At 66.3% G+C, this 22365-nt stretch carries 18 protein-coding genes; 9 read left to right on the top strand and 9 right to left on the bottom strand.

Annotated elements, in window-relative coordinates:
* Positions 1 to 86 precede the first annotated feature (86 nt).
* Positions 87 to 1055 carry a protein-methionine-sulfoxide reductase catalytic subunit MsrP gene (msrP, locus tag OCH7691_RS18450; protein WP_085885041.1) on the top strand — a complete coding sequence of 323 codons (969 nt, stop codon included), beginning with the start codon at positions 87 to 89 and terminating at the stop codon, positions 1053 to 1055.
* 72 nt (positions 1056 to 1127) lie between these two features.
* Positions 1128 to 1778, top strand: a complete 651-nt coding sequence (locus OCH7691_RS18445) for an HAD family hydrolase (protein ID WP_085885040.1) — start codon at positions 1128 to 1130, stop codon at positions 1776 to 1778.
* A 786-nt stretch (positions 1779 to 2564) separates the two neighbouring features.
* Here OCH7691_RS18445 and OCH7691_RS18440 read toward each other — a convergent pair.
* From OCH7691_RS18440 to OCH7691_RS18430, 3 genes are all read right to left on the bottom strand, one after another.
* Positions 2565 to 3455, bottom strand: a complete 891-nt coding sequence (locus tag OCH7691_RS18440; protein WP_085885039.1) for a LysR family transcriptional regulator — start codon at positions 3453 to 3455, stop codon at positions 2565 to 2567.
* Between the two features lie 20 nt (positions 3456 to 3475).
* Positions 3476 to 4459, bottom strand: a complete 984-nt coding sequence (gene trxB / locus OCH7691_RS18435; RefSeq protein WP_085885038.1) for a thioredoxin-disulfide reductase — start codon at positions 4457 to 4459, stop codon at positions 3476 to 3478.
* A 131-nt stretch (positions 4460 to 4590) separates the two neighbouring features.
* Positions 4591 to 5586, bottom strand: coding sequence for a mitochondrial fission ELM1 family protein (locus OCH7691_RS18430; protein ID WP_176245155.1), 996 nt, complete (start codon positions 5584 to 5586; stop codon positions 4591 to 4593).
* Positions 5587 to 5725: 139 nt separating this feature from the next.
* Here OCH7691_RS18430 and OCH7691_RS18425 point away from each other — a divergent pair, with 139 nt between their 5' ends.
* Positions 5726 to 6220, top strand: a complete 495-nt coding sequence (locus OCH7691_RS18425) for an Lrp/AsnC family transcriptional regulator (RefSeq protein WP_085885036.1) — start codon at positions 5726 to 5728, stop codon at positions 6218 to 6220.
* 40 nt (positions 6221 to 6260) lie between these two features.
* A complete protein-coding gene (locus tag OCH7691_RS18420) occupies positions 6261 to 7886 on the top strand; it encodes an acyl-CoA synthetase (protein ID WP_085885035.1) in 1626 nt (541 codons plus the stop codon).
* A gap of 34 nt (positions 7887 to 7920) precedes the next feature.
* On the opposite strand, the gene OCH7691_RS18415 is transcribed toward OCH7691_RS18420, so the two are convergent.
* The 3 genes from OCH7691_RS18415 to OCH7691_RS18405 form a co-directional block, all read right to left on the bottom strand.
* On the bottom strand, positions 7921 to 8733 hold the full coding sequence (locus OCH7691_RS18415) for an alpha/beta fold hydrolase (RefSeq protein ID WP_085885034.1): 813 nt from the start codon (positions 8731 to 8733) through the stop codon (positions 7921 to 7923).
* Between the two features lie 32 nt (positions 8734 to 8765).
* Positions 8766 to 10082 (bottom strand): O-acetylhomoserine aminocarboxypropyltransferase, encoded by a 1317-nt coding sequence (locus tag OCH7691_RS18410; protein ID WP_085885033.1) that lies wholly within the window; start codon positions 10080 to 10082, stop codon positions 8766 to 8768.
* Positions 10083 to 10546: 464 nt separating this feature from the next.
* Positions 10547 to 10726, bottom strand: coding sequence for a DUF1192 domain-containing protein (locus tag OCH7691_RS18405; protein WP_085885032.1), 180 nt, complete (start codon positions 10724 to 10726; stop codon positions 10547 to 10549).
* A 92-nt stretch (positions 10727 to 10818) separates the two neighbouring features.
* Here OCH7691_RS18405 and OCH7691_RS18400 point away from each other — a divergent pair, with 92 nt between their 5' ends.
* The 3 genes from OCH7691_RS18400 to OCH7691_RS18390 all read left to right on the top strand — a co-directional run bounded on the left by OCH7691_RS18400 (position 10819) and on the right by OCH7691_RS18390 (position 14619).
* Positions 10819 to 11817 carry an NAD(P)H-quinone oxidoreductase gene (locus tag OCH7691_RS18400; protein ID WP_176245154.1) on the top strand — a complete coding sequence of 333 codons (999 nt, stop codon included), beginning with the start codon at positions 10819 to 10821 and terminating at the stop codon, positions 11815 to 11817.
* A 113-nt stretch (positions 11818 to 11930) separates the two neighbouring features.
* Positions 11931 to 12572 (top strand): DUF1013 domain-containing protein, encoded by a 642-nt coding sequence (locus OCH7691_RS18395; RefSeq protein ID WP_085885031.1) that lies wholly within the window; start codon positions 11931 to 11933, stop codon positions 12570 to 12572.
* Positions 12573 to 12714: 142 nt separating this feature from the next.
* Positions 12715 to 14619 carry a propionyl-CoA synthetase gene (locus OCH7691_RS18390; RefSeq protein WP_085885030.1) on the top strand — a complete coding sequence of 635 codons (1905 nt, stop codon included), beginning with the start codon at positions 12715 to 12717 and terminating at the stop codon, positions 14617 to 14619.
* 42 nt (positions 14620 to 14661) lie between these two features.
* On the opposite strand, the gene greA is transcribed toward OCH7691_RS18390, so the two are convergent.
* The 3 genes from greA to carA all read right to left on the bottom strand — a co-directional run bounded on the left by greA (position 14662) and on the right by carA (position 19630).
* Entirely contained in the window at positions 14662 to 15135 is a 474-nt protein-coding gene (gene greA / locus OCH7691_RS18385; RefSeq protein WP_085885029.1) for a transcription elongation factor GreA, read from the bottom strand.
* 81 nt (positions 15136 to 15216) lie between these two features.
* Positions 15217 to 18459 carry a carbamoyl-phosphate synthase large subunit gene (gene carB / locus OCH7691_RS18380; RefSeq protein ID WP_085885028.1) on the bottom strand — a complete coding sequence of 1081 codons (3243 nt, stop codon included), beginning with the start codon at positions 18457 to 18459 and terminating at the stop codon, positions 15217 to 15219.
* Positions 18452 to 19630: a glutamine-hydrolyzing carbamoyl-phosphate synthase small subunit gene (gene carA, locus OCH7691_RS18375; RefSeq protein WP_085885027.1), complete on the bottom strand. Its 1179-nt coding sequence runs from the start codon at positions 19628 to 19630 to the stop codon at positions 18452 to 18454. The genes carB and carA overlap by 8 nt, the downstream gene beginning before the upstream one ends.
* 251 nt (positions 19631 to 19881) lie before the next feature.
* Here carA and OCH7691_RS18370 point away from each other — a divergent pair, with 251 nt between their 5' ends.
* Positions 19882 to 20349 (top strand): GatB/YqeY domain-containing protein, encoded by a 468-nt coding sequence (locus tag OCH7691_RS18370; protein WP_085885160.1) that lies wholly within the window; start codon positions 19882 to 19884, stop codon positions 20347 to 20349.
* Between the two features lie 78 nt (positions 20350 to 20427).
* A complete protein-coding gene (gene dnaG / locus OCH7691_RS18365) occupies positions 20428 to 22296 on the top strand; it encodes a DNA primase (protein ID WP_085885026.1) in 1869 nt (622 codons plus the stop codon).
* The last annotated feature ends 69 nt before the right edge of the window (positions 22297 to 22365 follow it).

Genomic DNA, 22365 nt, shown 5'->3' with positions numbered 1-22365 from the left:
CATCACGGGGACGTCACGGGGACGTGACTTGCCTCACCGTTCCCGGACGGTGTGTATTTCCGTGTTTGGTCAAGTAGGAGGTGACGATGCTCATCAGGATTCGCAAGGGTTGGGAGTTGCCCGAGGCCACGGCAACGCCCGAGGCGATCTTCCGTGATCGCCGCTCGGTGCTCCGGGGGCTTGCCGCCGGTGGATTGCTGGCCGGGGCCGGTCCGTTACTCGGAGCTGCCGCCGCGGCCGAAACGCCCGACCCGTCGGCCGGGCTTTACCCGGTACAGCGCAATCTCCGTTACAAGTTCAGCCGTCCGCTCACGCCTTTCGAGACCGCCTCGACCTACAACAACTTCTACGAGTTCGGCTCGCACAAGGGGATCTGGAAGCTTGCCCAGAAACTTCCGATCCGGCCCTGGGAGATCGCCATCGACGGCCTCGTCGCCGAGCCGAAGCGGATTGCCATCGACGACTTGCTGAAACAGATGCCGCTGGAAGAGCGGGTCTACCGTCACCGCTGCGTGGAACGCTGGTCGATGGTCGTGCCGTGGAGCGGGTTCCCGCTTGCCGCGCTGGTCAAGCTCGCCGATCCGAAGCCGGAAGCGAAGTACATCGTTTTCGAGACCTTCCAGAACAAGGACGTCGCGCCGGGCCAGAAGGAGTTCTGGTATCCCTGGCCCTATATCGAGGGGCTGACCATGGCCGAGGCGACGAACGAACTCGCCTTCATGGTGACCGGCCTCTACGGCAAGCCGCTGCCGAAGCAGAACGGCGCGCCGCTTCGCCTCGCGACGCCGTGGAAATACGGTTTCAAGCAGATCAAATCGATCGTCCGCATATCCTTCACGACCGAGCGGCCGAAGAGCTACTGGGAGACCATCCTGGGCAACGAATACGGCTTCTGGGCCAACGTCAATCCGGAGGTTCCCCATCGGCGCTGGTCACAGGCGACGGAGCGTGACATCGGCACCAACGAAAGCCTGCCGACGCAGATCTACAACGGTTACGGCGAATATGTCGCCGGCCTTTACGAGGGCATGTCGGGCGAACGTCTGTTCATGTAGCGCGTCCCGCGCCGTCCCCGAAACGCGCGCTGACCGCTTGCCATCCGCGCCGGCGGCGCTAAAAGCCTGTCCATGGCAGACAGGGACAGGCTCATCATCTTCGACATGGACGGCACGCTGGTCGATTCCGAACCGATCGCGAACGCCGTCCTGCATCGCGCGCTCCGCGGAGTGGGAGTCCCGATCTCCTACGAGGATACGGTCGAGCGCTTCGTCGGGCGGCCGATCCGCGATTGCCTGCGCATGGTTCACGAACTCTACGGCGTCCCGCTGGGCGACGAGTTCCTGCACGACCTGCAGCGGGAGACCTATGCGGCCTACGAAACCGGGCTCCGCCCCATCCCGCACGCGGCGGAACTCCTCGCCGGTCTCGCCGAGCCCTTTTGCCTCGCTTCCTCGTCGAGCATCGAGAAGATCCGACTGTCGCTTCGCCTGACCGGGCTGGACGGTTTCTTCGAGGCACGGACATTCAGTGCCGAAGAGGTCGCTCGCGGCAAGCCGGCGCCGGACCTGTTCCTGCATGCCGCCGCCCGGCTCGGCTTCGCGACCGATGCCTGCATTGTCGTCGAGGACAGCCTGCCGGGGATCGAGGCCGGGCGCGCCGCCGGGATGCGGGTTCTTGCCTTCACCGGTGGTGGCCATGTCGCGCCGGCACGGCTGCGGGCCGCCGGTGGCGAACCCTTCGATGACCTGCGCCAGTTGCCGGTATTGCTCGGCCGGTGATCCGGCTCCCTCCGCACGACACGCCTTCTGTGGCCGGTCAGGGGATGCGTTAGTTCGACTTTGCGCTGCAACATAAAGACGGATCGATCCTGCTGCAGACGACCATCGCGGCGGTGGATGGACGCGGAACCATGCAACGGTTGCATGCCGGCGTTCGGGTTTCCGTGCCGGTTCATGCCATTGCTGCGAGGCAAAAAAAGGCCGGCCCCCGAAGGGGCCGGCAAGTCAATACAGGGAGGCTTCACGTCAGGGAGACGTGAAAGGTCTACCGCAGGGAGGAGGGCGGTAGACCCCGGCGCCAGGCCGAAGCCCGGCGCTGAAGGGATGCTGCGTCGCAACATCCGATGCCCTCTATGTAGTCACCGGAGGGGCTGCCGTCGACCAAGAAGTGAGCAGACCCCGTATGCAGAAAACGCATGCCTACCGATGGGTATAGATCGTGGGCGAATTGCTGCGGCGCAAAAAAAACCGGCCTATAAGGCCGGCAAGTCTAACAGGGAGGCTTCACGTCATCGACGTGAACGGCTCTCGGAGAATGGGAGGATCCGAAAGCCATCGTCCGGGGAGACCGGACGATCTGGTTGCCGGCAGATGCCGTAACCATGCCGTTATACTTAGGGATGGGCGCTGTATTCGGCCAGACTCATGTGAGCAACGCAGCTATGCGATTTGCGCATATACCATCGAAATTGCTGTGCAAAAAACATGGGCAGGCTGCCCGACTGAGGGCAATTTCCGTTGAGTTTCAGCGTTTTTCGGAGATGCAGGAGGCACCCGTCCGGCGCATCAGAAACGCCATTCCGAGACCTTGCGGATGAGGAAATCGCGAAAGATCGTGACCCGCTTCGAGTTCCGCAGCTCTTCCGGATAGACGAAGAAGGCGTCGAAACTGGGTGCCGGCACATCGGGCAGCACCTGCACGAGATTGCTGTTGCCGTGGACGATATAGTCCGGCAGCGCGCCGATGCCGAGTCCGCTCTCGACGGCCAGCAGCAGGCCGTAAATGTTGTTGACCTTGAGGACCGGGCGCCGGGCGCCGGGCCGGTCGGTGCCGACATCGAGCAGCCAGTTGACGTCGGAGATCACGGAAGGGGCTTCCTCGCCATAGACGATCAGCCTGTGGCCGCCGATCTCGTCCGGGGTCATCGGCATGCCGTAGCGCTTGAGATAATCGGGCGAGCCGTAGATCCGGTAATGCACGGTCAGCAGGCGGCGCTGGATCAGGTCGGCCTGGACCGGCTGGCGCAGCCGGATCGCCACGTCGGCTTCGCGCATCGACAGGTCGAGCTCGCGGTCGGCAAGGATCAGGTTGACGGTGATATCGGGATAGAGTTCGAGGAACTCCCGGATCCGGGGCGTCAGCCAGCTCGAGCCGAGCCCGACCGTCGTTGTCACCTTGAGTTCGCCGGAGGGCTTCTCCTTGGCGTCCTTGAGCTGGCCTTCGACGGTCGCGAGCTTGGCAAAGACGTCATGGGCGGTGCGGAACAGGAGCTCGCCCTGCTCCGTGAGAATCAGGCCGCGGGCATGACGATGGAACAGCTTCGTCGCCAGGCTCTCCTCGAGCGACGAGATCTGCCGGCTCACAGCCGACTGGCTGAGATGCAGGATGTCGCCGGCCCGGGTAAAGCTGCCGGCCTCGGCGACCGCGTGAAAGATGCGCAGCTTGTCCCAATCCATGACGTTCCGGCGGTCCCCGCCTAGATCGCTTCGCTGAGCGAGGCTTCGCGTTCGTCGCTGAGCTCGAGGGCGGCAAGATACTTCTCCGCTTCCAGGGCGGCCATGCAGCCGGTCCCGGCGGCGGTCACGGCCTGGCGGAAGATCTTGTCCTGGACATCGCCGCAGGCGAATACGCCGGGAACGCTCGTTGCCGTCGAGTCGGGGGCGGTGACGATGTAGCCCTCCCTGTCCATGGTGAGCTTGCCCTTGAAGATCTCGGTCGTCGGCGCGTGACCGATGGCGATGAACACCCCGTCGAGCTTGCGCTCCTGCATCGTGCCGTCCTGCACGTTGCGGAGCCGGACGCCGGTCACGCCGAGCGGGTCCTCGTCGCCAAGGATCTTTTCCAGAACATGGTTCCAGACGACCTCGATCTTGTCGTTCGCGAACAGGCGCTGCTGCAGGATCTTCTCGGCGCGGAAGCTGTCACGGCGATGGACGATCGTCACCTTCGACGCGTGGTGGGTCAGGTAGAGCGCCTCCTCGACCGCGGTATTGCCGCCGCCGACCACCAGAACCTCCTTGCCGCGGAAGAAGAAGCCGTCACAGGTGGCGCAGGCGGAAACGCCGAAGCCCTGGAACTTCTGCTCGTCGTCGAGCCCGAGCCAGCGGGCCTGCGCGCCGGTCGCGATGGCGAGCGCGTCGGCCGTGTAACGGTCGCCGGAATCGCCGGTCAGCACGAAGGGGCGCTTCGTCAGATCGACATCGACGATCACGTCGTTGAAGATCCGCGTTCCGACATTGCGGGCCTGGGCCTCCATCTGCTCCATCAGCCACGGGCCCTGGATCGGGTCGGCGAAGCCGGGGTAGTTCTCGACATCGGTCGTGATGGTGAGCTGGCCGCCGGGCTGCAGACCATGCACCATGATCGGCTCCAGGGCCGCGCGCGCGGCGTAAATCGCGGCCGTCGCACCGGCCGGGCCGGATCCGAGAACCAGGAACTTGCTGTGATGGGTCGCGGCCATGATCGGGCTCCACAGGGGCTGGCTGATTGATCGCGGCCAACGGCCGCCGGCGGCTGGGCGCGCCATCGTTATGTATTACGTGCAGGGCTTGGCCGCAAGCTCCGGGAATGCCGCAGGGGTCCAGCGCCTGTTCACGAAACCGTTGCCGGCTGTCCCGGTTGCCGCAGCCAGATCGCCCGGGCGATCGCCGTCGCGTCGTCGAGCGGTTCGCAGCGCCAGTGTTCGAGGCGCCCGGCAAAGCGGCGTGCCCGGTTCTCGGCATAAAGACGGTCGAGGAAGGCACGCAGCTTGCCGCCCCGACCCGGCAATTCGTGCACATACACGGGTTTCCCGGTCGCGCAGGCTTCGGACAGCATCGAGACGGAATCGCAGGTCGTCACGATGGTCTCGGCCAGGCCGAGAAAGCCGTAATAGGGATTGGCCCCGGAGCCGTCCCAGAGATAATGGGGCAGGCCGCCGATCGCCTCGCGGAACGCAGCCATGGCGGCGGGCGGGGTACGCCGGGATCCGGTTATCAGGAGTCCGCCGCCGTTCGCCTCGCAGGCGGCCCGCAGGCCAGCGGCAAGGTCGCGCAGGCTCTCCGGCGTCATCCGGTAGGCCTTGCTGTCGCCACCGATCAGGACCGCGGTCAGGGGCGTGGGCAGCGATTCCGCAAGTGCCGCGAATTCGCGCGCGGCAGCGCTCAGCAGGTCCGGGCGGACGCGGTTCAGCGCGCCGCTGCTGTGCAGCACGTTGGAACCCTCGTAGCGGTCGTGCGCCGGCGTCACCACGAGATCGAAGGCCGCTCCGCTGCCATAGGGCCGTTCGAGCCGGATCGCCTGACAGAGCCCGCCCGAGGCCGCCTTCACGGCAAGGCTCGGCGCGACGCTGACCCGGCCGGCGCAGATCAGGAGATCCGGCCAGGGCGGGGCAAGCCGATCACCTTGCGGTCCGAGGCATCGCAGCGGTTCGGGCCAGAACCGGTGCGGCAGCCAGCGCCAGGGCGGCGCGATCCGGATCCGCTTGGTGACGATCTCCAGCCCGGTTCCGGCGGGCGCCGTGCGGGCCAGTGCCTCGGCCAGTCCGAGACACTGGTTCTCGATGCCCGGCCGGCCTTCCGATATCACCCAGCAGACCAGTCTAGGCATCCGAGCGGCCCGTCGCCCGGCGTGCTGCCGAAGGCCCCGCGGGCTGATCGGCGACATTGTGCCGGCCGACGCCGAAGCGGCTTTGCGTTCGGCGTTCCGTGTAATATTGTTGCGCAAACGCCCGCCGCGGGAGACATATATGCAGCGCGTACGCCTCGATCAGATCGATCGAAGAATTCTCAACGATTTGCAGGACAACGGACGAATCACCAACGTGGAACTGGCCAGTCGGGTCGGAATTTCCGCGCCGCCCTGCCTGCGCCGGGTGCGGGCGCTCGAGGAAAGCGGCCATATTCTGGGGTACCACGCCCGTCTGAACTCGGAACTGCTCGGTTTCGGCGTCACGGTCTTCGCCCTCGTCGGCCTGCAGAGCCAGGCCGAGGCGGACCTCGTGGCCTTCGAGGAACTTGTCCATACCTGGCCGCTGGTCCGGGAATGCTACATGCTGGCCGGCGAGAGCGATTTCCTGCTCAAGGTGGTCGCCCGTGACTGGGATATCTATCAGCAATTCCTGACCCATACGCTGACCGCGGCGCCGAATGTCGGCCATGTGAAAACCTCGCTCGGAATTCGCAATTCCAAGTATCTGCCGGGCGTTCCGATCGAGCTTGCGTCCGACGGAAACAAGGATTAGCAGAGCCGGGGAAGTGCCGAAAGCCGAGGATGGAGCGACAATGACCGCCAGCGCCTATGAAACCGATCTTGGCCAGAATCCGGCCAACTACGAGCCGCTTTCACCGCTGACCTTCCTGAAACGTTCGGCCGCCGTCTTTCCCGACCGGGTTGCCGTCATTCACGGCCCCGAACGCTATACCTACCGCGAAACCTACGCCCGCGCGCGTCGTCTGGCGAGCGCGCTTGCGGCGCATGGTATCGGCCGTGACGACACGGTCGCGATCATGCTGCCGAACGTGCCGCAGATGGTCGAGGTGCATTTCGGCGTTCCGATGTGCGGCGCGGTGCTGAACACGCTGAACACCCGGCTCGATGCGAAGATACTCGGGTTCATCCTCAATCACGCCGATGCGAAGGTATTGATCACCGATACCGAGTTCTCGCCGGTGATCCGGGAGGCCCTTGAGATCGCCGAGCGCGATATCCTCGTCATCGATGTCGTCGACCCGCAGGGGCCGGGCGGCGATCAGCTCGGCGCGACCGATTACGAGAGCTTCATCGCCGGTGGCGACCCCGACTACGACTGGCGGCCGACCGACGACGAGTGGCGGGCGATCTCGCTCAACTATACCTCGGGCACGACCGGCAATCCGAAGGGCGTCGTCTATCACCATCGCGGCGCCTATCTGAATGCGCTCGGCAACGCCGTCACCTGGGGAATCGGCCGCCATGCGACCTATCTCTGGACGCTGCCGATGTTCCACTGCAACGGCTGGTGTTTCCCCTGGACCATCGTGGCGCTCGCCGGCACCCATGTCTGCCTGCGCCGGGTCGAGGCGAAACCGATCTTCGAGGCGATCGAGGCCCATGGCGTGACCCATTTCTCGGGCGCGCCGGTGGTGCTGAGCCTGTTGATCAATGCATCGGACGAGTTGAAGGCCAAGGCCCGGCCCGGCGTCAAGATCATGACCGCCGCCGCCGCGCCGCCGCCCCCGGTGCTCGCCGCGATGGAGGAGATGGGCTTCGACGTCACCCATGTCTACGGCCTGACCGAGACTTACGGCCCCGCCGTGGTCTGCGAATGGAAGGGCGAATGGGACGACCGGCCGCTGGACGAGCGGGCCCGGCTGAAATCGCGCCAGGGCGTCCGCTACCAGGTCCTCGAGGGGATCACGGTCAAGGACCCCGCGACCATGGAGGATGTGCCGGCCGACGGCGCAACCATGGGCGAGATCATGATGCGCGGCAATATCGTCATGAAGGGCTACCTGAAGAACCCGAAGGCGACCGCCGAGGCCTTCGAGGGCGGCTGGTTCCATTCCGGCGACCTCGCGGTCATGCACCCGGACGGCTACGTCGAGATCCGCGACCGTTCGAAGGACATCATCATCTCCGGCGGCGAGAATATCTCGACGATCGAGGTCGAGGGCGTGCTCTACAAGCATCCGGCGGTCCTCGAGGCCGCCGTGGTCGCCCGGCCCGACCAGAAATGGGGCGAGACGCCCTGCGCCTTCGTCACCCTGAAGCCGAACGGCACGGCCACGGCGGAAGAGATCATCGCCTTCTGCCGCGATAACCTGGCGCATTACAAATGCCCGCGCACCGTGGTCTTCGGCGATCTGCCCAAAACCTCGACCGGCAAGGTCCAGAAGTTCGTCCTGCGCGACAAGGCCCGCGCCCTCTGAGACGCGGGGCCGGGCCGCGAAACCGGCCGGCGGCTCAGGCCGCCCGCCGGGCCGCGCCGTCGACGAGGGAAAGCAGGGCGCGCTGCACCGCGCGCGGCGCCTCGGCCATCATCATGTGGCCGCAATCCGGGATGACCAGCTGGCGGGCGCCGGGGATCGCATCGAGCAGCGGCGCGGCTGCCCGCACCGGGGCCATGCGGTCGGCGGCGCCGAGGATCAGCAGGGTCGGACAGGTGATCCGGGCGACCGCCGCGTCGCCACCAGCGTAGTCGTTACAGGCCAGCAGGTCGGTGTGCAGCGTCCCGGGGCTCGCCCGCTCGACAAGCCGGCGGTTGCCGCCGACGATCCAGCTTCCCGGGCTCGCCGCGCCGCCGATCTGGGCCGGCGCCGCGTGCGACCAGCTCATCATCATGTCGATCGCCGTCCGGGAATCGTCCCTGGCCGCGTCGAGGAACGGCTTGCCGACGGCCATCGGCAGGGCGACGCCCAGCAGCCCGAGGGCCGAGACCCGGTCCGGGGCCTGCCCGGCAAGCGCGATGGCGATCAGCGCGCCGAGGCTGTGGCCGGCCACGATCGCCCGCTCGACACCGGCCGCGTCGAGCAGTTCGGCCATGATCGCCGCATGCTCGTCGACGCCGGTCGGCACGGGACCCTCGCTCAGGCCGTGGCCCGGCAGATCGACGGCCAGCACGTTGCAGCCGTGATGGGCGATGAAGCGGCTCTGCAGCGCCCAGGCCGAATGATCCATGGCGGCGCCGTGGATGAACAGCATCGTCGGGCGCGACGGCTCGAAGGCCTGGCCGCCGGTTGCCGCGAACAGTCGCCGTCCGCCTGCCTTGAACTCCATCACGTTGCTCCCGGTATCATTCGTGTCGATGTCTATTCGGCGGCGCGGGCCGGCAGGGCTTTCTCCGCCTGGCGCAGGCCGCGGGCCAGGTCCTCGATCAGGTCGGCCGGATCCTCCAGCCCGACCGAGAGCCGGATCATGCCCTCGCCGATGCCCGCGGCGCCGAGCGCCTCGGCGCTCATCTGCTGGTGCGTGGTCGAGGCCGGGTGGATCACCAGGCTCTTGGCGTCGCCGACATTGGCCAGGTGCGAGAAAAGCTGCAGCGCGTCGATGAAGGCACGCCCGGCCTCCCTGCCGCCGCCGATGTCGAAGCAGAAGATCGCGCCGCAGCCGCGCGGCAGCAGCGTCCCGGCCAGTGCATGGTCGGGATGGCCGGGGCATTCGGGATAGATCACCCGCTCGACCATCTTCTGGGTTTCGAGGAAGGCGATGACCGCCCGGGTGTTCTCGACATGGCGCTGCATGCGGACCGGCAGTGTCTCGACGCCCTGCAGGATCTGGAAGGCGTTGGTCGGGCTCATGCAGGCGCCGAAATCGCGCAGACCCTCCGCACGGGCCCGCATGATGAAGGCGGCGGGGCCGTACTCCTCGGCGAAATTGAGCCCGTGATAACCGGCGTAGGGTTCGGTCAGGGTCGGGAAGCGGCCGCTCGCCCGCCAGTCGAAGACGCCGCCGTCGACCAGCAGCCCGCCGATGGCGATGCCGTGGCCGCCGAGGAACTTGGTCGCCGAATGCATGACGATATCGGCACCAAGCTCGAAGGGCCGCATCAGCCACGGGGTGGTGAACGTGGAATCGACCATCAGCGGCAGGCCGGCCTCGTGGGCGACCGCCGAGACCGCCGGGATGTCGAGCACCTCAAGCCCCGGATTGCCAAGCGTCTCGCCGAAGACGAGGCGGGTTTCCGGGCGGATCGCGGCGCGAAACGCGGCCGGGTCGCGCGGATCGACGAAGGTCGTCTCGATCCCGAAGCGGGGCAGCGTGTGGGTGAGCATGTTGTGGGTGCCGCCGTAAATCGAGGCCGATGCCACGATATGGCCGCCGGCCCCCATCAGCGTCGCGACCGCGAGATGGAAGGCGGCCTGGCCCGAGGCGGTGGCGACCGCGCCAACGCCGCCCTCGAGGCCGGCGATCCGTTCCTCCAGCACCGCGTTGGTCGGGTTGGAAATGCGCGAGTAGATATGGCCCGGCGTTTCCATGTTGAAGAGTTCGGCGGCATGCGCCGAGCTCTCGAAGACGTAGGACGTCGTCTGGTAGATCGGCACCGCCCGCGCGCCGGTCGTCGGGTCCGGGCGCTGGCCGCCATGGAGCGACAAGGTGTCGAAGCGGGGGAAACTCTTGTTGCTCATGGCCGATCTCTCGCGTTGGGCGCAATGCCGCGCACGCTAGCGGACCGGGCAGGCGACGTAAAGCGCCGGCCGGACAAGCCCGAAAAACATGGGGGCGAACCACTGGTTCGCCCCCATATCGGACAGATGCCTCAACCTGTTTGACTTGCTTTTTTGCCCGGGGGATTACGACTCGAATCGGTCGATGAGTCAAGCGTGTGTCAAAGGGATGTCGTACGCCGCTCGGTCGATAGCGTCAAAAAAAGAGCCGCCGGATCACGGCGGCTCAAGTCAACAGGGAGGCATCAAACTGGCTGGATCGGGATCCAGCCCGCGACCCCGGGAGGGGCCGCACTCAACCGTAATTACAGTAGAGATCTTAAATTAACATTAATCAAAGTACAAAGTTCCGCATCAATGCGGTCCTGCCCCATCGGCCTGCATGGCCGGCATGGCGGCCCTTCCGCCGTCCCGGTGCCATGCGGCTAGCGCTTGAAGACGGCGTCGGCGGCGCTGGCCGCGCCGGATTTCTGGCGTATCGTGGCGCGCGTCCGCTCGATTTCCGCCTGCAGTTCGATGATCCGCTCCTCGAGTTCGGCGATCGACCAGGTGTCGAGAACAGGCCGTTCCGGCAGCGTCCGCTTCACATTCTCGTCATCAAACATTTGCCATGCCCCTCTTGCGCTCCTTGCCACGGATGACCGCTCATAATAGACCCTTGGCGCTTGAGAAATAAAACGGGCCGGAGGCGTTTGAGATGGTGGACCTGCCGCAGGAGATGACGGCGATCGAGATTTCGGGTTTCGGCGGACCGGAAGTTCTGCGCCCGGGACGGCGCCCGGTGCCGTCGCCGGACAGGGGCGAGGTGCTGATCAGGGTCGCTGCCGCCGGTGTCAACCGGCCGGACGTGCTGCAGCGCATGGGCAATTATGCGCCGCCGCCGGGCGCAAGCGATCTGCCGGGCCTCGAGGTCGCGGGCGAGATCGTTGCCGTGGGCGAGGATGTGACCGACTGGGCGGTCGGCCAGCAGGTCTGCGCGCTCGTCGCCGGCGGTGGCTACGCGGAATATTGCATCGCGCCGGCGCCGCAATGCCTGCCGGTACCGAGCGGCCTCGAGATGGCGGAAGCGGCGGTGCTGCCGGAAACCTTCTTCACGGTCTGGACCAATGTCTTCGATCGCGGGCGGCTCCGGAAAGGCGAGACCTTTCTCGTTCACGGCGGGGCGAGCGGCATCGGCACGACCGCGATCCAGCTTGCCCGGGCGCTCGGCGCGCGGGTTTTCGCGACCGCCGGCGATGACGAGAAATGCCGGGCCTGCGAAGGGCTCGGCGCCGAGCGCGCGATCAACTACCGCAGCGAGGATTATGTCGAGATCATCCGCGAGGCGTCCGGCGGACGCGGTGTCGACGTCATTCTCGACATGGTCGGCGGCGACTATATACCGCGCAACATCGCGCTCGCCGCGCCGGAAGGGCGAATCGTCTTCATCGCCTTCCTGCGCGGTGCGTCGCAGGAGGTGAATTTCGCTCCCGTCATGATGAAGCGGCTGACCATCACCGGTTCGACGTTGCGGCCGCGCAGCATCGCCGAGAAGGGCGCCATCGCGATATCGCTCAAGGCCTCGGTCTGGCCGCTTATCGAGGCGGGCAGCATACGACCGGTAATGGATTCGACATTTCCGCTCGCCGAGGCTGCGGCGGCGCACCGGCGCATCGACGATTCCGCGCATGTTGGCAAGATCGTTCTCGTGACGTGACCGCGGGCTTTGACGGACAATCGAATTCGCCCTTATATACAAGTCAATCGACGATGGTTGGTTTCTGAAACGGCGTCGTCCGGCATGTTCGCCGGCGTCGCAAAGGAGGACATATGGCTCTGCCCCTCATGCCCAAGGCTACGGCGGTTTGGCTGATCGACAATACTTCGCTGACATTCGAGCAGATCGCCGACTTCTGCGGTCTGCATGAACTCGAGGTGAAAGGCATCGCCGATGACGAGGTGCAGATCGGGATCGTCGGACAGGATCCGATCGCCAACGGCCAGTTGACGCGCGAGGAGATCGACCGGTGCCAGGCCGACAGGAGTTTCCGGCTGAAGCTTGCCGACCCGAAGGTCCAGGTCGACATGCCGAAGCGCCGCGGCGGCCGCTATACCCCGGTCTCGAAGCGTGGCGACCGGCCGGACGCGATCGCCTGGATCCTCAAGTTTCACCCGGAAATCACCGACGCTCAGATCCAGAAGCTTCTCGGCACGACCAAGCACACGATCAACGCGGTCCGCGACCGGACGCACTGGAACATGAGCAATATCCGGCCGCATGACCCGGTCGGGCTCGGCATCTGCACCCAGGGTGAACTGGACGAGGCGGTGACGAAGGCCCAGAGGCGGCTCGGCGAGAAAGAGGCGCGTGAAGCCCGCGAACGGGCCGAACGGGTGCTCTCGGAAGCCACCGGGGGCGAGAAGGAAGCGGTAGAGCGCGAACCTTCGCTGCCGGAAGGCTGGGGCCAGTAGCCACCTGTAGACGAAGCCGCGCCGGAGACGGAGCGGGGAACGCGGCAACCGGCCGCAGCGAGGTATTGTCTGATCTGCGACGGGTCGAGGAGCCGCTAGAGCGCCAGAACCCGGGGGTTTCAAGGGAAGGAACGTGGTTGTCATGAACAGTCGCTATGACGAGGCCTTCGCGCGCTCAATGGCCGATCCGGAAGGTTTCTGGGCGGAAGCGGCCGAGGATATCGTCTGGACCCGACGATGGGACCGCGTTCGTGACGACAGCAACCCGCCGTTCACCCGCTGGTTCGCCGGCGGTGAACTGAACACCTGCTACAACGCGGTGGACCGTCATGTCGATGAGGGCCGCGGCGACCAGGCGGCGCTGATCTACGACAGCCCGGTCACCGGCCAGGTCAGGCAATTCACCTATGCCGAGCTGCGCGACACCGTCGCGACCTTCGCCGGCGCGCTCGGCGACCAGGGCGTGACGAAGGGCGACCGGGTTCTCATCTACATGCCGATGATCCCCGAGGCGGCGGTGGCGATGCTCGCCTGCGCCCGCATCGGCGCCATTCATTCGGTGGTCTTCGGCGGCTTCGCCCCGCAGGAACTGGCAACCCGGATCAACGACGCCAAGCCGGTCTGCATCGTCTCGGCGAGTTGCGGTATCGAACCCAGCCGGGTGATCGAGTACAAGCCGCTGGTCGACAAGGCGCTGGAGCTTTCCGAGCACAAGCCCGCGTCGTCGATCGTGCTGCAGCGGCCGATGGCGAAGGCCCCGATGGTCGAAGGTCGCGATGTCGACTGGGCCGAGGCGGTCGCGGCCGCCCGCCCCGCCGATTGCGTGCCGGTCAAGGCGACCGATCCGCTTTATGTCCTCTACACCTCCGGCACGACCGGGATCCCGAAGGGCGTCGTCCGCGACAACGGCGGCCATGCCGTGGCGTTGAAATGGTCGATGCGCTACGTCTATGGCATCGAGCCCGGCGAGGTCTACTGGGCGGCCTCCGATGTCGGCTGGGTGGTCGGTCATTCCTACATCGTCTATGCGCCGCTGCTGCATGGCTGCACGACCATCCTGTTCGAAGGCAAGCCGGTCGGCACACCCGATGCGGGGGTTTTCTGGCGCGTGATCGAGCAGCACAAGGTGGTCGCGCTGTTCACCGCGCCGACCGCGTTCCGGGCGATCCGCCAGCAGGACCCGGCCGGCGAGTTCCTGCGCAAGTACGACCTGAGCAATTTCCGCATGCTGTTTCTGGCCGGCGAGCGGGCCGACCCCGACACCATCCAGTGGGCCGAGCGCCAGCTCGAGGTGCCGGTTCTCGATCACTGGTGGCAAACCGAAACCGGCTGGGCGATCGGCGCCAACTGTGTTGGCCTCGGCCTCGAGCCGATCAAGTATGGCAGCCCGACAAAGGCGGTACCGGGCTACGATATCCAGGTGCTCGATGCAGAGGGCAGGGAACTGCCGCGCGGCGATATTGGCGCGATCGCGATCCGTCTGCCGCTGCCGCCGGGCAGCCTGCCGACGCTGTGGAACAACGATGAGGGCTTCCTGAAGGCCTATCTCAACGCCTATCCCGGTTACTACAACACCGGTGACGCGGGCTATATCGACGAGGACGGCTATCTCTTCATCATGGCCCGCACCGACGACATCATCAATGTCGCGGGCCATCGCCTTTCGACCGGCGGGATGGAAGAGGTCCTGGCCAGCCATCCGGACGTCGCCGAATGCGCCGTGATCGGCGTCGGCGACAGCCTGAAGGGCCAGGTTCCTGTCGGCTTCGTGGTCCTGAGCGCCGGGGTCGACCGTCCGGAGGCCGAGGTGACACGCGAACTCGTCGGTCTTGTTCGCGAGAAGATCGGCCCGGTCGCGGCCTTCAAGACGGTGACCGTGGTCAAGCGCCTGCCGAAGACCCGTTCCGGCAAGATTCTGCGTGCGACGATGCGCAAGATCGCCGATTCCGAGGAATGGCGGATGCCGGCAACGATCGACGACCCGGCGGTTCTGGGCGAGATCGAAACGGTTCTGAAGACAGTCGGCTATGCCGGCGGCAAGGCCTGAGCCGCGGCCGGCAATGACATGCCGGCCGCGTGGCCGCGTGCTTCAGTTGAAGCTGACCTTCAGGATTTCATAGGCGGACTGGCCGCCAGGCGTGATGACTTCGACGGAGTCCCCCGCCTCCTTGCCGATCAGCGCGCGCGCGAGCGGCGCCGTGACGGACAGCAGGCCGTTGCGGATATCGGCCTCGTCGGCACCGACGATCTGGTAGGTGATCTCCTCGTCGGTATCCTCGTCGACAAGCAGGACGGTCGCGCCGAACTTGACGCGCGAACCGGACAGTTCGCTGACGTCGATGATCTCGGCGCGCCCAAGCTTGTCCTCGAGCTCCATCACCCGGGCCTCGATCATGCCCTGGCGTTCCTTCGCGGCGTGGTATTCCGCGTTCTCGGAAAGGTCGCCATGCTCGCGAGCTTCCGAGATCGCACGGATCACCTGTTGTCGCTCAACCGTCTTGAGCTGACGGAGTTCGGCCTCGAGGCGCTTGTAGCCATGCGGCGTAATCGGTATTCGCTCCATACGTCCCATCCATACTAAGTCTCCCGGAGCAGCAACGGCGATCGTCACTACGGGGACTATCCGACGTTCTCGGGGAATTGGTTATTTAGAGTAGGATTGAAGGGACGAGACATCAAGGGTGCCGCGCGACAGACGGGCCAAAGCCTCGACGGCCGCAAGCGATCCCGCCACCGTCGTGTAGTAGGGAATGCGGCTGGTCAGCGCGGTGCGGCGGAGCGTGAAACTGTCCTGAAGCGCCTGCGAGCCCTCGGTGGTGTTGAAAACCAGCGCGATCTCGCCGTTCTTCATCGCGTCGACGATATGCGGACGGCCCTCGAGCACCTTGTTGACCTGTTCGACGGCGATCCCGTGTTCGCGCAGGTAGCCGGCGGTGCCCGCGGTGCTGACGATCCGGAAGCCGAGCTCGACCAGGCGGCGGGCCGCATCGGCCATCGCCGGCTTGTCGTCGTCGCGCACCGAGATGAAGACCCGGCCGTCCTGCGGCAGCACGACGCCCGCGGCAAGCTGCGACTTCAGGAAGGCGCTGCCGAAATCGGTATCGATGCCCATGACCTCGCCGGTCGAACGCATCTCCGGTCCGAGAATGGTGTCGACGCCGGGGAAGCGGGCGAATGGGAAGACGGCCTCCTTCACGGCGATATGGCGCTGTGGCCGCTTCTCGAGGCCGAAACTTGCGAGCTTCTCGCCCGCCATCAGGCGCGCGGCGATCTTGGCGATCGGGATCGCGATCGCCTTGGCGACGAAGGGCACGGTCCGGCTGGCGCGCGGATTGACCTCGAGGATGAAGACCTCGCCCTTCTGGATGGCATATTGCACGTTCATCAGGCCGACGACGTTCAGCGAACGGGCGAGCGTCTCCGTCTGCTTGGTGATCTCGGCGAGCGTTTCCGGCGACAGCGTGTGCGGCGGCAGGACGCAGGCGGAATCGCCCGAATGGATGCCGGCCTCTTCGATATGCTCCATGATCCCGGCGACGAACGCCGTCTCGCCGTCGGACAGGCAATCTACGTCGACTTCGATCGCGTTCTGCAGATAGCCGTCGACCAGTACCGGGTTCTTGCCAGAGACCTGCACGGCCTCGCGCATGTAGCGATCGAGGCTCTGGGCGTCGCGGACGATCTCCATGGCCCGACCGCCCAGCACGTAGGACGGCCGGACGACCACCGGGAAGCCGATCTTCCGGGCCGTTTCATGGGCGTCCTCGAGCGCGCGCGCGATGCCGTTCGGCGGCTGGCGAAGGCCGATTCGTTCCAGCAGTTGCTGGAAGCGTTCGCGATCCTCGGCGAGGTCGATCGCATCGGGCGCGGTGCCGAGGATCGGCACGTTCGCGGCCTCGAGGCCGGCCGCCAGCCTGAGCGGCGTCTGACCGCCGAACTGGACGACCACGCCCAGCAGCTCGCCCCGGGATTGCTCGAGGCGGATGATATCGAGCACCGTCTCGACGGTCAGCGGCTCGAAATAGAGCCGGTCGGAGGTGTCATAGTCGGTCGAGACCGTTTCCGGGTTGCAGTTGACCATGATGGTCTCGTAGCCGGCCTCGCTGAGCGCGTAGGCGGCATGGACGCAGCAATAGTCGAACTCGATACCCTGGCCGATCCGGTTCGGGCCGCCGCCGAGGATGACGATCTTCTGGCGGTCGGTGGGCTCGGCCTCGCATTCGCCGTTGTCGGTATCCGTCGCCTCGTAGGTCGAATACATGTAGGGCGTGCGCGACGGGAATTCGCCGGCGCAGGTGTCGATCCGCTTGAAGACCGGTCGCAGGTCCAGGTCGAGCCGCCGCGCCGTCACCTCGGGTTCCTCGAGGCCGGCAAGCTGGGCCAGGCGGGCATCGCCGAAGCCGAGCCGCTTCAGGCGCGCGAAGCCTTCGCGATCGGCCGGCAGGCCGTTTGCGGTAACGCCGCGTTCGGCATCGACGATCTTCTCGATCTCGCGCAGGAACCACGGGTCGTAGCGGCAGGCGTCGTGGATCTCGGCGACCGTCAGGCCCTCGCGGAAGGCTTGCGCGATGGTCCGGATCCGGTAGTCGGTCGGGCGGCTGAGCGCGGCGACGATCTCCGGCTTCTCCAGTTTCTCGCCGGTCTTCGGGATCTCGACCGGGTCGAGGCCGGTCAGCCCGGTTTCCAGCGAGCGCAGCGCCTTCTGCAGCGACTCGGCGAAATTCCGGCCGACCGCCATCGCCTCGCCGACCGATTTCATCGCCGTCGTCAGCAGCGCGTCGGTGCCCTGGAATTTCTCGAAGGTGAACCGCGGCACCTTGGTCACGACGTAATCGATGGTCGGCTCGAACGATGCGGGCGTGACCCCGGTGATGTCGTTGTCGAGCTCGTCGAGGGTGTAGCCCACCGCAAGCTTCGCGGCGACCTTGGCGATCGGGAAGCCGGTCGCCTTCGAGGCCAGCGCGCTCGACCGCGAGACCCGCGGGTTCATCTCGATCACGACCAGCCGTCCGTCGACCGGGTTGACGGCGAACTGGACGTTCGAGCCGCCGGTCTCGACGCCGATCTCGCGCAACACCGCCATCGAGGCGTTGCGCATGAGCTGGTATTCCTTGTCGGTCAGTGTCAGGGCCGGGGCGACGGTGATCGAATCGCCCGTATGCACGCCCATCGGGTCGATGTTCTCGATCGAGCAGATGATGATGCAGTTGTCCGCCTTGTCGCGGACGACCTCCATTTCGAACTCTTTCCAGCCGAGGACGGATTCCTCGACCAGCACCTCGTTGACCGGCGAGGCGTCGAGGCCGGAGGCGATGATCTGCTCGTATTCCTCGCGGTTGTAGGCAATGCCGCCGCCGGTGCCGCCCAGCGTGTAGGACGGCCGGATGATCGCAGGAAGCCCGACATCCGCCAGCGCCTCGCGTGCCTCGTTCTGGTCGTGCACGACCCGGCTCCGCGGGCTTTCGAGGCCGATCCGGTCCATCGCGGCACGGAACAGGCCACGATCCTCGGCCATCTCGATCGCCTCGCGCCGGGCGCCGATCAGCTCGACGCCGTATTTCGCCAGCGTGCCGCGCTCGGCCAGCTTCAGGGCGACGTTGAGGGCCGTCTGGCCGCCCATGGTCGGCAGGATCGCGTCCGGCCGTTCCTTGGCGATGATGCTCTCGATGACATCCGGCACGATCGGCTCGACATAGGTCGCGTCGGCGATCTCCGGATCGGTCATGATCGTCGCCGGGTTCGAGTTCACCAGGATGATCCGGTAACCCTCGGCGCGCAGCGCCTGGCAGGCCTGGGTGCCCGAATAGTCGAACTCGCAGGCCTGGCCGATCACGATCGGCCCGGCGCCGATGATCATGATCGACTTGATGTCGTCGCGCTTAGGCATCGCTGTCGATCAACTCCATGAACCGCTGGAAGAGATAATGGCTGTCCTCGGGCCCGGGGCTGGCCTCCGGGTGATACTGAACCGAGAAGATCGGCTTGCCTTCGAAGCGCAGGCCCTCCAGCGAGCCGTCGAACAGCGAGACATGGCTCACCGTGACGCCGGCCGGCAGGCCTTCGCTCTCGACGACAAAGCCGTGATTCTGGCTGGTGATCTCGACCTTGCCTGTCGCGAGATCCTTGACCGGCTGGTTGGCGCCGCGATGGCCGAGATGCATCTTCCGGGTCTTCGCGCCGGCCGCCAGGGCCAGCATCTGGTGGCCGAGGCAGATACCGAACGTCGGCACGCCGCGGTCCATGATCCGGCGGATCACCGGCACCGCGTATTCGCCTGTCGCGACCGGGTCGCCCGGGCCGTTGGACAGAAAGACGCCGTCCGGTTCGTGCCGCATGATGTCATCGAACGTCGCCGTCGCGGGCACCACGGTGACCCGGCAGCCGGCGGCGGCGAGGCAGCGCAGGATATTCCGCTTCACGCCGTAATCGACGGCCACGACATGGCGGGTCGGCGCCTCCTGGCGGCCATAGCCCCGGCCCAGGGTCCAGGTCGTCTCGTCCCAGCTGTAGGTTTGCGTCGCGCTTACGGTACGCGCCAGGTCCATGCCTTCCAGTCCGGGCCAGTCGCGCGCCTTGGCCGTCAGCGCGTCCAGGTCGAAGCGACCGTCGGGGGCGTGCGCGACGACGCCTTTCGGGGCACCGCGGTCGCGAATTCGCCGGGTCAGGGCGCGCGTGTCGAGGCCGCTGATGCCGATCAGGTCGCGCGCTTTCAGCCAGTCGTCGAGGTCGCGGCTGGCGCGCCAGTTCGACGGCTCGGTGATGTCGCAACGCAGGACCAGGCCGCGTGCCGCCGACGTCGTCGTTTCGACGTCCTCCGGATTGGCGCCGACATTGCCGATATGGGGGAAGGTGAAGGTGATGATCTGCCCGGCATAGGACGGATCGGTGAGGATCTCCTGGTAGCCGGTCATCGAGGTGTTGAAGCAGACCTCGCCGACGGCATCGCCGACGGCGCCGATCCCGGCACCGTGATAGACCGTCCCGTCGTCAAGGACGAGGACAGCCGACTTCCGCGGCGCGGTCCCCCCCGTTTCAGGGGTGGCGCTTGTCAGCGACATCTTACAGGGTCTCCTGGGTGCGGCGCGGGCCCCGCGCGAATACAGACCGCCGGAGCGGTTTTCCGGGCCCGGCGCTTGAGTTCCAACCGGTTCGACGGGCCGGACGATAAGCAAATAGCATGCCGTCGTCAACCCTTCTCCTGTCTGAATTAATCCTGTTATTTCAAAGACTTAGTTCTGTATCGGCGTTTGCCAAGCCGGCCCGGTTGCAGTATGATGTCGGCTTGTTCAAGGTCTACAAGTGGTGCTCGATGCTGCGAGAACGACTGAGCGAAAGCCTGAAAGACGCGATGCGGGCAAAGAATGCGCGCCGCGTATCGACGCTTCGGCTGATCATCGCGACCCTCAAGGATCGCGATATCGCCAAGCGGTCGGAGGGCGATTCGAACGGCATTTCCGACGACGAGGTCCTGCGCATGCTGGCGACGATGATCCGCCAGCGCCGCGAATCGATCGCCGCCTACGAACAGGGCGGGCGAATCGACCTGGCCGAAGCCGAGCAGGAGGAAATCTCGATCATCGAGGATTTCCTGCCCACGCAGCTCACGGAGGAGGAGGTCGTCGCCGCGATCCGCGAGGCGATTGCCGAGATTGGCGCCGCCGGCCTCAAGGACATGGGGCGCACGATGGCGGTCCTGAAATCCCGCTATCCGGGCCGCATGGACTTCGGGACGGCCAGCGCCCGGGTGAAGTCGGAGCTTGCCGCCCAGGCCGAGTAGGGCACATCGGCCGGTCGACCCCGGCGGGCCGGGGAAGCATGAACGGCGCGCGCCACGGCGGGAGAGATCGACGCACTGATGTCTGTACCGGCCTCATTCCTCGACGAACTCAGGGAACGGACCTCGATCACCGCGATCGTCGGCCGGCGGGTGAAGCTGATCCGCCAGGGCCGCCGGATGGTCGGACTCTGTCCATTCCATAACGAGAAATCGCCATCGTTCGGCGTCAACGAGGAACGCGGCTTCTACCACTGCTTCGGCTGCGGCGTGCATGGCGATGCGCTCGACTTCCTGCGCGAGCAGGACGGCCTGAGCTTTATCGAGGCGGTTCGACAGCTGGCCGCCGATGCCGGCATGACGGTCCCGGAAGAGAGCCCGGAAGCCCATGCGCGTCGCGAGAAAGCGGCGGGCCTGCACGAGGTTCTGGAGGCCGCGGCCGCCTGGTTCGAAAGCCAGTTGAAGGGCGAGGCCGGCGGCCGTGCGCGCGATTATCTGTCCGGGCGCGGCGTCGGGCAGGCCAGTATCGCGCGGTTCCGTCTCGGTCTCGCGCCGGGCCGGCGGCGGGCGCTGGCCGAGGCGCTGGCGGCCCGGAACATCACCGAGGAGCAGATGGTCGAGGCCGGCCTGATCGCCCGCCCCGAGGGCGGCGGGGAAGCCTTCGATCGCTTTCGCGACCGCCTGATCTTTCCGATCACCGACCGCCAGGGACGGGTCATCGCCTTCGGCGGCCGGGCGCTCGGCGAGGCCCGGGCGAAATACCTGAACTCGCCCGAGACGCCGCTCTTCCACAAGGGCCGCGCGCTCTACAATCTCGCCGGCGCGCGCGAGGCGGTGCGGGCAGCCGGCACGGTCCTGGTCGCCGAGGGCTACATGGACGTGATCGCCCTGTCGCAGGCCGGCTTCGCACATGCAGTCGCGCCGCTCGGCACGGCGGTCACCGAGGAGCAGATCGAACTGCTCTGGCGCATGGCGCCGGAGCCGATCATCTGCCTCGACGGCGATCAGGCGGGCCTGAATGCGGCGGTGCGGACGGCGGAGCGCGCGCTGCCGCTGCTGAAGCCGGGCCATTCGCTGCGCTTCGCGATCCTGCCGGAGGGCCAGGACCCGGATGACCTGATCCGCGCCGGCGGCCCGCCGGCAATGCAGGCGGTGCTCGACGCGGCGCTGCCCTTTGCCGAGCTGCTCTGGCGGAAGGCGACCGGCGACCGCGATCTCGATACCCCGGAGCGACGGGCGGCGTTGCGCCAGGAGCTGTTCCAGCTCGCCGGGTCGATCCGCGATGCCACCGTCCAGGGCTATTATCAGGAGGAGTTCCGCCGCCGTCTGTCCGAGGCTTTCGACTGGCGCCGCCAGTCCGACCGGCGTGACCGGGGCGGTCAGGGCGACTATCGTCGCGGCGCGGAACGGCCGCGGCCGCGGCCGGGGCTCGGCCCGACCCGCATGCCGGAAACCGGCGCCCGTCGCGAGGTGCAGCTTCTGGCAACCCTGCTGACCCATCCGGAACTGATCGAGCGCTACCTGGAGGAACTGGCCGAGATCGAGTTCGAGCGACCTGAACTTGACAGGCTGCGTGTGGGGATAATAGATATCGCCTCTTTCTGTCCAGGGCTTGACAGCCAAAAGCTAAAGAGCCAACTAGCTGTTGGCGGTCACGATACGATCGCGAAGAGACTGCTCGGGGGAGAATTGGGGGCGGTCGAATGGTTCGCCATGGCAGAGGCCCATCTGGATGACGCGGAACGCGGCTGGAAACATGTTCTGGCCAGGCACCGGCGTGATGGGTTGCTCGCGGAGTTGCGGGTGGCCGAGGCGGAACTCGCCGAAAACATGACCGACGAGACCCTGGGGCGTTTTCTGGCGGTCAAGCGTCGCCTCGAAGCCGCCGAGGGAAGCGAGGCGGAACTGGAAGGATTTGGGCGCGCCTCCGGGCGCGAGGAACGACCTTAGAACGTTTGGGAGCCTGAGGTCGCGGCGTTGGTCGGCGTCGCGTGGCCGGCTCCTATCGTCTATCGCAGG

Source organism: Oceanibacterium hippocampi (assembly GCF_900172325.1).
Classification (GTDB): Bacteria; Pseudomonadota; Alphaproteobacteria; order Sneathiellales; family Sneathiellaceae; genus Oceanibacterium; species Oceanibacterium hippocampi.
This window is presented reverse-complemented; position numbering and strand designations above follow the sequence as displayed.

Bases quoted from the DNA above. Each gene is read 5' to 3' on its own strand.
- msrP (WP_085885041.1), top strand. From the start codon at position 87: ATGCTCATCAGGATTCGCAAGGGTTGGGAGTTGCCCGAGGCCACGGCA.
- OCH7691_RS18445 (WP_085885040.1), top strand. From the start codon at position 1,128: ATGGCAGACAGGGACAGGCTCATCATCTTCGACATGGACGGCACGCTG.
- OCH7691_RS18440 (WP_085885039.1), bottom strand. From the start codon at position 3,455: ATGGATTGGGACAAGCTGCGCATCTTTCACGCGGTCGCCGAGGCCGGC.
- trxB (WP_085885038.1), bottom strand. From the start codon at position 4,459: ATGGCCGCGACCCATCACAGCAAGTTCCTGGTTCTCGGATCCGGCCCG.
- OCH7691_RS18430 (WP_176245155.1), bottom strand. From the start codon at position 5,586: ATGCCTAGACTGGTCTGCTGGGTGATATCGGAAGGCCGGCCGGGCATC.
- OCH7691_RS18425 (WP_085885036.1), top strand. From the start codon at position 5,726: ATGCAGCGCGTACGCCTCGATCAGATCGATCGAAGAATTCTCAACGAT.
- OCH7691_RS18420 (WP_085885035.1), top strand. From the start codon at position 6,261: ATGACCGCCAGCGCCTATGAAACCGATCTTGGCCAGAATCCGGCCAAC.
- OCH7691_RS18415 (WP_085885034.1), bottom strand. From the start codon at position 8,733: ATGGAGTTCAAGGCAGGCGGACGGCGACTGTTCGCGGCAACCGGCGGC.
- OCH7691_RS18410 (WP_085885033.1), bottom strand. From the start codon at position 10,082: ATGAGCAACAAGAGTTTCCCCCGCTTCGACACCTTGTCGCTCCATGGC.
- OCH7691_RS18405 (WP_085885032.1), bottom strand. From the start codon at position 10,726: ATGTTTGATGACGAGAATGTGAAGCGGACGCTGCCGGAACGGCCTGTT.
- OCH7691_RS18400 (WP_176245154.1), top strand. From the start codon at position 10,819: ATGGTGGACCTGCCGCAGGAGATGACGGCGATCGAGATTTCGGGTTTC.
- OCH7691_RS18395 (WP_085885031.1), top strand. From the start codon at position 11,931: ATGGCTCTGCCCCTCATGCCCAAGGCTACGGCGGTTTGGCTGATCGAC.
- OCH7691_RS18390 (WP_085885030.1), top strand. From the start codon at position 12,715: ATGAACAGTCGCTATGACGAGGCCTTCGCGCGCTCAATGGCCGATCCG.
- greA (WP_085885029.1), bottom strand. From the start codon at position 15,135: ATGGAGCGAATACCGATTACGCCGCATGGCTACAAGCGCCTCGAGGCC.
- carB (WP_085885028.1), bottom strand. From the start codon at position 18,459: ATGCCTAAGCGCGACGACATCAAGTCGATCATGATCATCGGCGCCGGG.
- carA (WP_085885027.1), bottom strand. From the start codon at position 19,630: ATGTCGCTGACAAGCGCCACCCCTGAAACGGGGGGGACCGCGCCGCGG.
- OCH7691_RS18370 (WP_085885160.1), top strand. From the start codon at position 19,882: ATGCTGCGAGAACGACTGAGCGAAAGCCTGAAAGACGCGATGCGGGCA.
- dnaG (WP_085885026.1), top strand. From the start codon at position 20,428: ATGTCTGTACCGGCCTCATTCCTCGACGAACTCAGGGAACGGACCTCG.